Origin of the sequence: Paenibacillus jamilae, assembly GCF_050482105.1 — a bacterium.
GTDB classification, from domain to species: domain Bacteria; phylum Bacillota; class Bacilli; order Paenibacillales; family Paenibacillaceae; genus Paenibacillus; species Paenibacillus jamilae_B.
Genome location: NZ_JBCNHI010000005.1, coordinates 247490 through 260874 on the forward strand (window position 1 = coordinate 247490; position 13385 = coordinate 260874).

Annotated in this window: 18 protein-coding genes; all 18 read left to right on the top strand. The window is 51.0% G+C overall.

Going from position 1 to position 13385, the window contains the following annotated elements:
* Window positions 1-20 precede the first annotated feature (20 nt).
* On the top strand, window positions 21-842 hold the full coding sequence (locus ABEW32_RS05015) for a hypothetical protein (protein ID WP_430185264.1): 822 nt from the start codon (window positions 21-23) through the stop codon (window positions 840-842).
* A gap of 316 nt (window positions 843-1158) precedes the next feature.
* Complete coding sequence (locus tag ABEW32_RS05020; RefSeq protein ID WP_430185266.1) at window positions 1159-1374, top strand: hypothetical protein; 216 nt, start codon at window positions 1159-1161, stop codon at window positions 1372-1374.
* Window positions 1375-1473: 99 nt separating this feature from the next.
* Window positions 1474-1863 (top strand): phBC6A51 family helix-turn-helix protein, encoded by a 390-nt coding sequence (locus ABEW32_RS05025; protein WP_430185268.1) that lies wholly within the window; start codon window positions 1474-1476, stop codon window positions 1861-1863.
* 680 nt (window positions 1864-2543) lie between these two features.
* A complete protein-coding gene (locus ABEW32_RS05030; protein WP_430185270.1) occupies window positions 2544-2714 on the top strand; it encodes a hypothetical protein in 171 nt (56 codons plus the stop codon).
* A gap of 210 nt (window positions 2715-2924) precedes the next feature.
* Window positions 2925-4589, top strand: a complete 1665-nt coding sequence (terL, locus tag ABEW32_RS05035; RefSeq protein ID WP_488168816.1) for a phage terminase large subunit — start codon at window positions 2925-2927, stop codon at window positions 4587-4589.
* Window positions 4590-4606: 17 nt separating this feature from the next.
* Complete coding sequence (locus ABEW32_RS05040; protein ID WP_430185272.1) at window positions 4607-6196, top strand: phage portal protein; 1590 nt, start codon at window positions 4607-4609, stop codon at window positions 6194-6196.
* 116 nt (window positions 6197-6312) lie between these two features.
* Window positions 6313-7011: a phage minor capsid protein gene (locus ABEW32_RS05045; protein WP_430185274.1), complete on the top strand. Its 699-nt coding sequence runs from the start codon at window positions 6313-6315 to the stop codon at window positions 7009-7011.
* A gap of 72 nt (window positions 7012-7083) precedes the next feature.
* Window positions 7084-7761 carry a phage scaffolding protein gene (locus tag ABEW32_RS05050; RefSeq protein WP_430185276.1) on the top strand — a complete coding sequence of 226 codons (678 nt, stop codon included), beginning with the start codon at window positions 7084-7086 and terminating at the stop codon, window positions 7759-7761.
* A gap of 57 nt (window positions 7762-7818) precedes the next feature.
* Complete coding sequence (locus ABEW32_RS05055; protein ID WP_430185278.1) at window positions 7819-8937, top strand: SU10 major capsid protein; 1119 nt, start codon at window positions 7819-7821, stop codon at window positions 8935-8937.
* Window positions 8938-8986: 49 nt separating this feature from the next.
* The gene (locus ABEW32_RS05060; RefSeq protein ID WP_430185280.1) at window positions 8987-9427 is read left to right on the top strand and encodes a hypothetical protein; all 441 of its coding nucleotides are present in this window, start codon (window positions 8987-8989) and stop codon (window positions 9425-9427) included.
* A complete protein-coding gene (locus tag ABEW32_RS05065; protein WP_167440736.1) occupies window positions 9427-9636 on the top strand; it encodes a hypothetical protein in 210 nt (69 codons plus the stop codon). The genes ABEW32_RS05060 and ABEW32_RS05065 overlap by 1 nt, the downstream gene beginning before the upstream one ends.
* 14 nt (window positions 9637-9650) lie before the next feature.
* On the top strand, window positions 9651-10049 hold the full coding sequence (locus ABEW32_RS05070; protein ID WP_242211050.1) for a hypothetical protein: 399 nt from the start codon (window positions 9651-9653) through the stop codon (window positions 10047-10049).
* A gap of 16 nt (window positions 10050-10065) precedes the next feature.
* Complete coding sequence (locus tag ABEW32_RS05075; RefSeq protein WP_430185283.1) at window positions 10066-10368, top strand: hypothetical protein; 303 nt, start codon at window positions 10066-10068, stop codon at window positions 10366-10368.
* Window positions 10369-10842, top strand: coding sequence for an HK97 gp10 family phage protein (locus ABEW32_RS05080; protein WP_430185285.1), 474 nt, complete (start codon window positions 10369-10371; stop codon window positions 10840-10842).
* 1 nt (window position 10843) lies between these two features.
* The gene (locus tag ABEW32_RS05085) at window positions 10844-11272 is read left to right on the top strand and encodes a hypothetical protein (protein WP_430185287.1); all 429 of its coding nucleotides are present in this window, start codon (window positions 10844-10846) and stop codon (window positions 11270-11272) included.
* A 313-nt stretch (window positions 11273-11585) separates the two neighbouring features.
* Window positions 11586-12365, top strand: coding sequence for a phage tail sheath subtilisin-like domain-containing protein (locus ABEW32_RS05090; protein WP_430185359.1), 780 nt, complete (start codon window positions 11586-11588; stop codon window positions 12363-12365).
* 15 nt (window positions 12366-12380) lie between these two features.
* Entirely contained in the window at window positions 12381-12821 is a 441-nt protein-coding gene (locus ABEW32_RS05095) for a phage tail tube protein (protein ID WP_193190890.1), read from the top strand.
* Between the two features lie 57 nt (window positions 12822-12878).
* On the top strand, window positions 12879-13253 hold the full coding sequence (locus ABEW32_RS05100; RefSeq protein WP_430185289.1) for a phage tail assembly chaperone: 375 nt from the start codon (window positions 12879-12881) through the stop codon (window positions 13251-13253).
* Window positions 13254-13385: the final 132 nt, after the last annotated feature.

Sequence of the window (13385 nt, forward strand, 5' to 3'; positions counted from 1 at the left end):
CACGTAAAGGAGCTACGAAAATGGCCGAATTTAAAACGCTAATTGACCCGGAAACGGGCGAGATACACGAACACACCGCAGTCCTCGCGGAGGGCGACCGCATTACTACCGCTAAACAACGTGAGTCTTACGCAAAAATACAGACAAACGGACGTGCTCCGGAGTTTACCGTTACAAATATGCATAATATCGACGAGGTAATCGAGAAGGTATCCGATAAGAATTGCGGGTACCTTCTTTATTTGCAATGCTTCGTTAATTATGACGCAATCCTTGAGAATCCGGACAAGACCGCAATGAGCCGCGCGGACATCATGCGTACGCTCAAGCTCGGACGGACAGCGCTGCACCAGTTTCTACGTGAAATGACCGATCACAACGTCATTTACGAGTGTGGCGACCGATATCGGTTAAACCCGCGCTATCACTTCCAAGGTAAAACGGACAACCTCGCGGTAGTTAAAACGTTCGTTGCGAAGGTAAAGGAGTTGTATACGGAGGTTAACGCGAAAGACCTCGGCTTCGTATACAAATTACTCCGCTACATACACCTCGAAACGAATACGATATGCGCGAATCCTTATGAGCGAGACGTTGAAAATACGTTACCGCTTACGAAAGAGGATATCGCATCGGTTACGGGAGTCTCCGCTAAATCCGTTTATACAAAATTGCGTAATCTCAAATTCGGAGACCAGTACGTATTTGCCGAAGTGATTTACGGGACATCGCGCTATTACAAGATTAATCCGTTCGTATTTTACCGGAAGAGTGGACAGCCTGACGCGACATTGCGGGAGATGTTTGCTATGAAAAATAATTTTAATCGGCGTGATAAATAAAGCATATCGGTAAAAACGCGAACAAAAACGGTCTCTTATCGGTAAAAACGCGAACACTAAAAAAGTGGCTTCCGTCTTAGAGCGGCGCGGGTTTTGGCGTTTTAGGGGGTCAAATTTATTCTTAGTCTTTGACACCGGACTTCGTCCGACACTGCGTCACTCCGTTCCTTGTGTATCACGCAGAAAAGTATATTGATTATTGATAAATAGTCTCTATACGCGTTCGGAGCCGATAGGCGACGGCAAGGAGCGAAGCGACGCGCAGTATCTTTTATAAACGGTAAGCGAACGTATAGTGAGCGGAAGGAGGGCGTATGTGGTTACGGTATTATTCGTATGGCTATGCGTCCATACTGCGTTAGTTTTAGCGGGATTAATCGTCACGATTACCGATATAGTACGGAGTGATTCGCAGGTTAGCGTACGGAGTGTCGTAGGAATATCCGCGTTTATTATCGTATTTCCCGGCCTATTCTGGGCGTTGTGGGCGCTATTCTACTTTAACCGCGGAGGATTAGGCGGATGGATTTAAGCGTTAAATTGACGTGAAATTAGCCGCTTTACTCTGCGCCTTGCCTGAGCGTAGGGTATGCGGTTATTTGAGCTATTTACACGGAAGGAGGGCGTAAATATGGCGAGACAATTAACGCAAGAACAGTACGATGCTATTGCGTGGATGGCGCAACCTAAACGCGGTGGTAAGACGTACGATGAGCTTGCGGAGATTATCGGAGTACATCGGTCTACGCTATTCGAATGGAAGAAGAATCCCGTATTTGAAGCGGAACTAAAACGCCAGATGGTACGCAATAGCCAGGATAAGTTGCCGGAGTTGATCGAGTCATTAGCGGATATTGCTATGCGTGATGGTAACGCAGCTATGGCGAAACTTGCGCTACAGATTAACGGGTTACTTACGGACAAAGTCGAAGTGGAAACGAAGGATACGGGAAGTACGGATATTGAGGCGTTGAAAGCCCGTATTGCTTCGCTGAAAGAGAGACCGTCGGATGCGGATTAATTAGCGTGTATATAGATGAAGGAATACGCGGAGGGGAATCCGATTGGTTGCGACTAGGGCTGCGTTTTACCTACACGAAGCTCCTGGCGCAAGCCCCCTCCGAAATTTTCCGATTCACACCCGCAAGCTTCACCGTAACAACGCGTTACATTACGAATACACCCCCGCATCTCGAACGTTCGTTCGTTGAATAAGCGGTGCATAAACGCGATAGGGGATACGGGAAATACACGTATAATCTTCCAGTATGTAACGGGGCTAATCCGTTCTGTTATGCGGGTTATCCGTATTATGCGCTGGAAATGTATATGCAATGTATAACGCGGATTTATGCAACGTGAATGAACGCAGTAACGGCGCGGGTTCCGGGCGCAGACATTTATGCCAAACGTGTATTTTGTGCACATGTACGTGCATACCGGTGTATATCGGTACCTTTACGATTAGGGAACGAAGAAGGGAGTCTGCGCTTCAATTGCGTTTGATTAACGCTTTAATACAACGCAGGATCACCGTACCCCCAAGCGCCCCCTCACGCGGCCCGGAATCTGGTGTACGAAATTTCGGCGTATCAAATTTAACTTTTGACTTTTACAGAGGTGCAACGTATGGATTGGTTCGAACTTAACGAAATGTCTTCGCAAGATCGCGCTAAATTATTCGCTGAACACTTCGCAGGCATGGCGGAGGTGCTTACGCTATACCCGGAATCCTACGTTACTTACGATAAGGGTTGGCAGGAGTACTGCGCGAGAGTTGGTAAGTCGGAGCCGTTTCATTTTTCCTACGGATACGCCGCCGATCCTAACGACGCGCTCATGTTCGCAGCGCTTGCTTATAAATTGACGTGAAATTAGCGTTTAAACACGTTGACCCTAACGAGACTATTCGGAAGATACGAAACGGGCTAATATCACGGTAAATCCACGTCAAAACAAAGGAAGGAGGCGATATCTATCGCATGGGTTAACGGGAAGTGGATCGGTCGGGAAGAGCGAGAAGCGCAAATTAACGAGCTGACCGACTTAATTGACGCACTTGATGGCGTAGATATCGCCGCCTTGGGTGACGAGGATCAACGCGAGATAGAGACGCAGCTTTCGGAGTACGAGCGGTTGAGTGTAATTAACGAAGCTGAAACGGATCTTATTGCATTCGCTCTCGAATACTTCTCGGAGGCTAAAAATCCGGGTAACGCGGGCAACTGGGACGGATTCGATATCGTAGACGTAAACGAAGCGCCTGATTTTCATCGTGAAATTAGCGTGATAATGGACGATGTATCTAACGTTAATACAAACGACAAGGTCGCAGTTGCGGCGCCCCGTTCTCACGCCAAATCAACGTATTTATCAAAGGCGTTTCCCCTACGCGAGATAGTGTACCGGAAACGTAAGTACGAAATTATCATATCGGAGACGCCGGCAGTATCGAGCGGCAACCTGGACTGGATTTCGATGCAGCTCAAGCATAACGAGAAGTTGCGGAGGGACTTCGGTCCTTTGTTGTCTCCGAAACAGCAGGAGAACCCGAAGGACAACAGCTCGGAGTTTATCGCGTGGGAGCCGACAGACAGCGGAATACCGAAAATGTTAACGAAGGTTGAAGCGGCATCTACCGGCCAGGCGCTCCGTGGACGTAACTGGAACGGTGTCCGTCCGGATTTGATCGTATGTGACGACTTGGAGGACATCAAGTCTAACGCAGCCACGCCGGAACTACGCCAGAAGATGCGTGACTGGTTTGCGCAAACCGTCGTACCGCTCGGTGATCCGAAAGGCAAGCGCACAGCCTTCGTTTACATGGGAACAACGGTCCATCACGAGGCGTTACTTGTTAACGTACTGTACAAGCGTTCGGACTTTAAGAGCCGAGTTTATCGGGCAGTTATTGAATGGCCGGAACGTATGGATTTATGGGAAGCGTGCCGGCTCGTTTATACCGACCGAGATAATCCGAATCGAGCTGCGGACGCAAAAGCGCTGTACGAAATGAATCGCGAAGAAATGGATCGCGGAGCTATCGTACTTTGGTCGGAAGCGCAGCCGCTCTGGAAGTTAATGACGTGGAAATGGGATAACGGGACGAAGGCGTTTAATACGGAGTACATGAACAATCCGGTCGACGAGGAGTCCATGATATTCAACCCGGAATCGTTCACGTACTGGGACGGAAAACTCGACGAAGTATTCTCGCAATATCCGCGTCCGGTTTCCGAATATGATGTTTACCTCGGTATTGACTTTGCGATGGGTAAAACGCGCGGTGACTATTCTGCGGTTGTTACGATTGCGCGGCATAAGCAGAGCGGAACGAAGTACGTAGTTGATGCGTACGGGGAACGAGTTAAGCCGGACGAGTTTATGCGTGTAATTGTCGATAAGACGCTGAAGTATCAGCCGACAGCAATCGCGGCAGAAGCGCAAGCTGCGCAAGAATTTTTCGTCATGAAGCTAAAGGAAGCGTTAAGGGCTGCGGGCTATCCCGCACAGACTCGCGTTAAGGAAATACATCAACGGTCCCGTAAGGACCTCCGTATAGAGGCGCTACTCCCGGATATCGAGAGTGGCGCTATTCAGTTTACGCGAAAACATTCGTTATTACTGGAGCAATTCGAGTTGTATGGGTCCGGTAGTCACGATGACTTACCGGATGCGCTCGAAATGGCCGTAAGTATTGCGAAGACCGGACGGAAGAAGCTTCGGAATAAGCCGAAATGGATGTAACGGAAAGGAGGAACGCAATGTCTGAGTTTTACGACGTAAAAGAAACGAAACTATTTTACACCGGAGCTCAATACCCGCCGGTTTATGAGATTCCTCGCTTGGCAAAGTACGAACGCGGACGGGCTATTTACCAAGGTCGCCACGTTGAGATATACGATCGCGCTTCCGGACTCCTAAAAGATACGCCGTTTGCGCCGCAGCTCAAAACGTTATTTATTGCGGTCAACCTTATGGACGTGTTACTGACGAAGCCTGCGGATTTGATGGTCGGCGAGGCCCCTACGTTTGAGACCGGACAAGATCCGGCATCCCCCGAACAAACAGCGCTAAGTCGTATCGTTGAGGAGAACGATTTAACGCAGATGATTCACGAGATTGTAATCGGAGCAGGCTTTCGGGGCGACTCGTTTCTAAAGACGTACTACGGAGAACGTGCGGACGTATCTGAGACGCTTCAACTCGGTTTAGATGCGCCAGACGCACCGCTGGAGCCGATTATTGAACCCGTTGACGCTTCGATTGTATTTCCGGAGCTCTCGCGCGGCTCTAAAAAACGGTTTAAGGCGATGAATATCGCGTGGGTAGAGTGGGAGATCGAAAATAGCAGCCGGATTATGTCGTTCTTATCCGGAATTCCGACTACAGAGACGCCGTACCTAAACGTGGAGCGCCATATACCGGGCTATATCGTGTACGAGAGGTATGAGCTTACGGAACGAGGCGTGGATGACCGATGGGGGGCGCCTATTCCAACGTATAACATAGGTGAGCAAGTTCCGACCGGACGGGAACAGGACATTGTACCGACCGGAATGCCGGAACTGCTCGTCGAGCACATTCCATACAAGACGACGGACGCAGATTGGCGCGGGGAGAGCGGTACGGAAAAGCTAGAGAGTGTACTGGCCGCGATTAACGATCGACTCGTCCAAATTGACTATATCCTCTGGAAGCACAGCGATCCAACTGCGTACGGACCCGATTTTCAGGAGGACGACGACGCGACGGTACGCAGCGGTGGGCGATACATTCCAGTAACGAAAGACGATGCAACGCCCGGCTACATGGTGTGGGATTCGCAATTAGAGGGCGCGTTTAAAGAACTCGATATCCTTCTTGGTCTCGTTTACCAAATAAGCGAGACGCCGCAATGGCTGTTTGGTACGACGCTCGCTTCAGATAAAGGCGGAACAGGAACGTCGCATACGGACGCTGGCGCGATTAAAGCCCGGTTTATGCCGATCTTGTCCAAGGTAAAACGCATTAGAGCGCACGTTGACCGAGGTCTACGTAATGCGTTGTGGAAGGCGATGAAACTGGAGAACCACGCCAACGACGGGATCGACGACTTCACAGCGTATGAAGCAATGTACCCTACGATTACCTGGCGTGACGGCATTCCACGCGACGAAAAGGAAGCGGCAGAGGTCGCAAACATACGCACTGGCGGTAAGCCTACGTGGTCGGTTACTGACGCAATTAAAGACCTCGATGGGGTCGATGACGCACAGGCAGCCGAGCTTGTTCGTCGAATTGACGAAGATGAGCAGCGCGTTTCCGGCACGGTAGACGCTTCGATCTTTAACGACCCAGGCGGTGACGCCTAATGGACGATCCGAATTACGATGGCCCCGTGTCTAAGCTACTCGGGGCTTTTCGCCGTGCTCGTTCAGCTATCGGTTCCGCGGTCAGTCGCTTATTTACGCGAGGAGCTAACCGTAAGATGGCGGACGCAGTCGCAAAAGAAGCTACCGAAGCTCTCGCGAAACTGAACGCAGAGTCAAAGGAATGGGTAAAGGACAACCTCACGAAAGCTGCGCAGGATGGCGTGAAGCGCGCGCTAATTGATATTGGTGCTGCTAAAACGCTGCTTGAAGCTGCGGAAAAAGCGAAGCTGAACCGAGCTAATCGCGATATGTTGGCGGCTGCGATCCTCGATACTCACGCAGATGTTCTCGCTGTGACCGCGAATATGGACCGTAAAACGAAAGCGGCCATACGTCAGGCTCTTGCGGAGTCGCTTCGCGCGAACCTATCGCAAGGAATAAACGGAAACACGACGCTTCAGCGGGACGTGCTCGACCGGATGCGTAAGGTACTCGGCGATGCGGTAGACACCGGGATTATTGACGCAAAAGGTCGCCGTTGGAAACCGGAAGCCTATGTCGATATGCTCGTCCGTACGAAAATGGCGGAAACACAGCGCCAGGCTACGATAAACGAAGCGCTCGGCCGCGGTGTTTATTATGCGCAGATATCAAGTCACGGAGCAAAGGACGCTTGCAGTAAGTGGGAGGGGCGGATTGTAAAACTTACGCCGGACGCCCCCGGCGATTACCCGTATTACGGCGATTTGCCACGGCGCGAGATATTTCATCCGCGTTGTCGCCACGTCTTGATGCCCGTACGAATTCCGAAATAATAACGGACCTACGATACGTCCTTAAACTGACGGATACTATGCGCTACGCGGCGCTTAAACGCGGGAGGAATTATGAATAAATTCACTAACGTTAAGTATCCGCTAAATCTACAGCTGTTCGCGGAGGGTGATCCAGACCCAACGCCGGACCCGCCGATTGATCCGACGCCTTCGAAGACCTTTACACAGGAGGAGCTTGACCAAGTTATTGCGGATCGAATCGCTCGTGAGCGCAAAAAGTACGCAGATTACGATGAACTAAAAACGAAACTGTCTGACTTCGAACGTGAGAAAGAAGAACGGGAGAAGGAGAAAATGTCCGTTACAGAACGGCTCGAAGCCGAGAAAGCGGCAGCGCTAAAAGCCGCCGAAGACGCGAGAGTTGAGCGTGACAAAGCGCTAACAGCCGCTAATCAACGTCTTATCAAGGCTGAATTTCGTACGATGGCTCGCGAGCTAAACATCCGACCTGATGCGCTCGAAGATGCGTATGTTTTAGCGGACTTGAGTTCTGCGTCCGTTGGAGATGACGGAAGTATCAACGGTGTTGAGGATGTAGTAAAAGCGCTAATCGAAAATAAACCGTTCCTCGTTGAGCAACCGAAAAAAGAACCGTCGCCGATCGGAGGCCCTTCCGGTGGAAATCCCTACGATAAGGAAACACGCACACTTGAACAACAACTCGCGGAGGCAAGACGAGCTAGAGACTTCGCAAAGGTCATTGAATTATCTAACAAACTTACACGCTAAAGCTTCGGAAAATCCGAGGCTTTTTATTTTCCCTAAATTTAAGGAGGAAATTTATACATGTTGAGAACTTACGATTTTCAGGACCAAGTACGCCAGCTTGAAGCGGGTATTTCACTAATTATCGAGGACGCGCCGAATCTGCTCGGTCTTATCGGGCTAGGCTCCAATTCTCTGTATCAGACAAAGTTCGAATGGATGTCCGATAACCTGAATTCTAACCGCGCAACTGCCGCTTCTGCTGCCGCAGCCGACGCCACATCGATCACGGTAGCCGAGGGTGACGGGCTCAAATTCCGCGTCAACGCAATCGTAGTTTCTGGCGAAGAGTATATGCGCGTAACTGCTGTGGCTGGTGATGTTATTACTGTTGTCCGTGGCTATGACGGCACGAATGCGGCGGCAATCACCGCTGGTGGCGAGATTAGAATCGTAGCACGTCCGCAGTTGGAAGGCGCACTGCCTGGCGTAGATGAAGGCCACGACCGCTATGTTGATTACAATGTAACGCAGATCATCGAACGTTATGCGCAAGTATCCGGTACGCAGCAAAACGTACGGACATACAACGTTACGGACGAGCTGAACTACCAAGTACAGTTGCGACTAAAAGAGATGCAACGCGAGATGAATGACTGGTTGATTTACGGTCGTCGTATTGATGGTGCTCCCGGCATGCCGCGCACAACTGGCGGTTTGCTTTACTTTGCTGATAAGAAAGGCGCAGCGAAAAAGAATGCTGAGGGCAAGGAGGTTACTCCAGAGTTTCTGAATGACCTGTCTGAACAAATCTACCTGCGAGGCGGCTCAGTAAACACTATCCTTACTAACACTGCTGGCGCACGTCAAATCACGAAGTTCGCAAAAGATACGATCAGAACAGAACGCACAGATACGGAGACCGGCCACAAGATTCAGACGTTCGTTTCTGATATCGTAGGCGGTTCCGTAGCAACCGTCATCGTCGATCCGAACTTTCCGAAAAATAAGATCGCATTGTTTGACCGTAATATCTTGTCAATCGACGCTCTGAATGGACGCGCGCTGCATGACATGGACGCTACCGTAGCCGGCGCTGACTTTGTGGCCCGTCAGATCCGTGGCGAGTACGGTGTAACCGTTAAGAATGCAGGCGAGAAGATCGCTATCTTGGATAACATCAGCACATCGGTATCTTAATCGGAGGGGCTTCGGCTCCTCTTTAATTTTAACGGAGGTGACTGCGTAAATGGCGATTTCAGATCGCGACAAAGAACGTCTAAATCTAACTAGCCCAGCCGCGCATGACATCGGATTGGGCGATATCATTCAATCTATTCAATCCGGAAGTAGTGGCGGACCGTCGTCCGTAGCATGGGCGGATATTACCGGAAAGCCATCGACTTTCGCACCGGCAACGCACACGCATACTGCGGGACAAATCTCGGACGCGAGTACAGTAGGTAAATCCGTTATGACCGCGGCAGATGCGGCTGCAGCTCGGATGGCAATCGGGGCGGGAACGTCTAATCTAGCTCTTGGAGCTACCGCATCAAACGCAGCGGCAGGCAACCACGCACATGCGGCCAGTGCCGTAACAGCTACGGCAATCGCACCCGGCACCGCAACAAACGTACAGGGTATCCTCGCAGAGCTTGCGGCTAGAATTGCAGCATTGGAGGCGAAATAATGGCGGAGTATCACGCAAGTCCTCGGTACTCACTTGATGGTATTGAATTTGACGTAAGCGGCGTTTACGTAACCGAAGATGCCGGAGAGATTGCACGTTTGGACGCGTTAGTGCCTACGTGGATTAGCCGTATTGACGTGAAAGAACCGGAGGAACCGAAGAAGCCCCGCGCGAAGAAGGCGCAGACGACGGAAGCCTCCGAGGAATAAACGGGGGTGTTACCGTGGCAACTACGATATTAGCGGCAGATGCGTACATTAACGCGTCCTGTCTTGACGTAGAGGATTGGCAAGCGAGCGATGCCGCGAGAAAACAACGGATGTTAAATGTCGCAGGACGAACGCTCACGATTGCTTATCCGAAATACGTCATTCCAGACGCCGCGACCTACGAATTTGCGAATGTACTTTCGATTTTGTACAACGATACCGGGCGGCTTCAGCGGCAGGGTACAGCGTCATTCGGCTTAACTGGCGTATTCAACGTCACATTTAAAGACGGAAGTACAACGATGCCTTACGATGACCTGCGTAAGTTTATACCGCAGACGGCGCTTGACCTAATCGGCGCGGAAAACGGCGTGAAGCTATCGAAACGGTCCGCGAAATGGACGGTGATGTGACGTGCCACTCATATCCATGCGGCAAACAATAACGATAACGAAGGCTGCGAAAGGTAGCGGATGGGGTCACTCATCACCTGGCACGGAAATAACGGTATCTGCACGTGTTTCTGAGCAGACGCGGACGGTCGCTAACCAGTTCGGAGACGAGGTAGTGTCGTCCTGCACGATACTAATCGACAAGCTTGCGGACGTATCGTACGACGACGAGATTATGTATACAAACGAGCTAGGCGTAACGATTAAGCGTAAGCCTATCGCGATTCAACCTAAACGAGGCTTGTCCGGTAGGGCGTTAATAACGGAGGTGAACGTATAGATGGCGGTAAACAGACTTGATTTTGACGCCACACGCGGGGCTCCGTTTATTAAGCGCGTTATCGGACGGTTCTTCAAGGGCTATCGCACACGTCTTGAGGACGCAGTCTCATCCGGTTCAAAGACCGGAATACAAGACGTAATGGACGAGTGGCGGCGTGAGTCTACGGACATTGCTCCGTTGAAGACTGGTACGTTGCGGCGGTCTATATCTACGGACGTTACGAAACAAGGCGACAAGTGGGTCGGCGAGATCAGCGCGTCCGCAATCGAGGTTAAAGGAAAACGAAAATTCGATTACGCGACGTACCTGAATGACGTGTATCCGAAAAAGCACGGCGATTCCTTCCGTAATCCAACAACGCCGGGCACTGTTCCGGGATTTTTGGATAAGCCCGCGGAGGAAAACGAACGCGAGTGGCAGCGTAAGATTGAGGCGGAGATCAAAGCCGAGATTAAGCGAAAGGGGCTGTAACATGGCGCTGATTAGCGAGATTGAAGCAATTGAGACGTTCATAAAGCGGAAATACCCCGATGCAACGTACGAGAAGCAGACAGTCCCGGAGCAACCTATGCCGGGGCTTTTTGTTGTTCGCTTTTTGCGTGATGGCCGGACGCTTGAAACCGGGATGCATTACCGGATTGACCGCGATTACCAGATCATCCATTTCGCGAAGTATCCGGAGGAGACGATGCCGATCATGTCCGAGCTGAGTGCGGCTATTTACGCAGAGGGCGGACTGCCTGACGTGCATATGCGATTCGAAGGCTTTGGCTTCGCGCAACCGGTTCTCACGGAGAACAAGATATACGCGACGGTCGGTGTTTTACAGACGACGGTCCGCAAAATGAAGCCGCAACGACAGTACGACAAGATCAATCACATACATCCGCGTTACGTGTAGGGCGTCCAAATGGGCGCTCTTTTTCATTTCAAAAGGAGGTTTTTAGATGGCCGGAGGTTCATGGGACCCTACTGCGTTACCTATTCAACCGGGTCTTTATTTCAACTACGTCGAAGCGGCCGCAGCGCAGATTAACGGAGGCGCACGTGGCACGGTCGCAATTCCGCTGTTAAATTACGGTGCAAAGGCGACAGCTAAGACGTTCTACACGGTCGAAACGGAGAAAACCGCATCCGATTTGTTCGGAGCGTCGAATATTCAGTCGATCTTATTTGCGTTGCAGGGCGGTGCGAAAAACGTGCTCGTCTATACGATGCCGAAGACACCTGCGCCGGAGGACTACATCGCCATGCGGGATGCGTACGACGCTCGCGAATTTAACGTGTTTGTCTTCGACGGCGAATTTAATGCGGACGAGCAGGCGTTAACCAAAACGTGGACGATTCGCAACCGCACGGAGGGCAAGCACTTTATCTCCGTAATCGGCGGTGATGCGGCTACGGATGCCGATCCTGCGCTTGGTAATGCGCGGTCCGTACTTAATGCGGACAACTACATCGTCAACCTGATTAGCGGTGTGGTCGTCGGTAGTAAAACGTACCACTCGTCTGCATTTGCTCCGTGGGTGGCCGGCTTGATTGCGGGAACTGCGATTAACCGCTCGACTACTTACGCGCAAGTACCGGCGGATGACGTTACTCGGCGTTTGACCAAGACGGAGTTTGACGCAGCGCTTACGGCAGGTTCGTTCGTTTTCGTTAACGACGGTACGAAAGTCAAAGTTAAGCAAGGGCTCGTAACGTCGGGGAAAAAAGTCCGTAATATGCGGGCGCGGCAAGCGATCAGCACGGACATTACGAAGACCGCCGAGGACAACTACATCGGCAAGCTTAACAACAATGCGGACGGTCAGGCTACGTTGATGGTTGCGATTAAGGCGTACCTGGAGCGGCTGGAGATTTCGGGCGTACTGTCGGGACCTGCGGTCGGACTTGATCCGAATTTCCCATCCGTTGGTGATCAGGTATTTCTCGCGATCAGCTATGTTGAGGTCGACAGTATGGAACGCATCTTCATTACAGTAAACGTTTAAGGACGGTGAGAATAAATGGTACTAGATGCTACACGCGTCATTTCTGGCGCGTACGGTGCGGTAAACGATGCGGACGGTAACTGGATGTCCAACGTTTACTCTTGCGAGGCGAATATCGAGATCGGCTTCGAGGACGTCAAGCTCGCCGGTACACGTTGGACCGGAAATAAAGTAGTGTCGCTCAAAGGCTCCGGTTCAATCGGTAGTTACATGGTGACGTCGGAATGGATCGAAAAAATGGCGCAGGTTACGGACGACAAGAGTCCGGCATTTACTACGGAACTCGTTGTCAAATTGGACGACCCCGAATCGTTCGGTGCGTATCGTGTGCGGCTTAAAAACGTCACATTCGATAAAATTCCGATTATACACTACGAGGTCGGCTCGATCGTTGAACAGGAGTTAACGTTCTTGTTCTCCGGATACGAGGTTATGGATAAAATTCGCGCGGCTTAACATACGGGGTCCTTCGGGACCTCTTTTTAATTACGAAAATAACGGAGGTTGGCATAGATGGCTAAAGGACTTGAGGCGTTACTCGGTGCAACGAGGGATTTACAGGAAGAGGTTTATATCCCGCGGCTGAAAACGCATTTCACGATTAAGGCGTTGGACGAGGACGCAATCGAACGGGCTCGCGCGCAGGCAACCACAGGCAAAGACGGCTCCGTAGATGATGCGCTATTAAACCGCTTGTTAATCGTAAAGAGCGCAGTCGATCCGGATTTTAACGATAAGGCGCTTAAAGATCATTACGAAGCTTTTGACGCGGCGGATTGCGTCAAAAAGGCGCTACTTCCTGGCGAACAGGCACGATTGATTCAAGCGGTATTGGCGTTGTCCGGCTTCGTGGGAGACGCGGAGCTTATCCAAGACGCAAAAAACTAATTAAGTCGGGCGATCCGGAGGCGTATATGCTGCACGAGATTTTCCAGCACCACGGGATTCCGCCCGACGAAGTTTATGCGAAAAACCGGAGACACCGGATGTTTATGTACGCGTCCATGATGCTTCAACTCG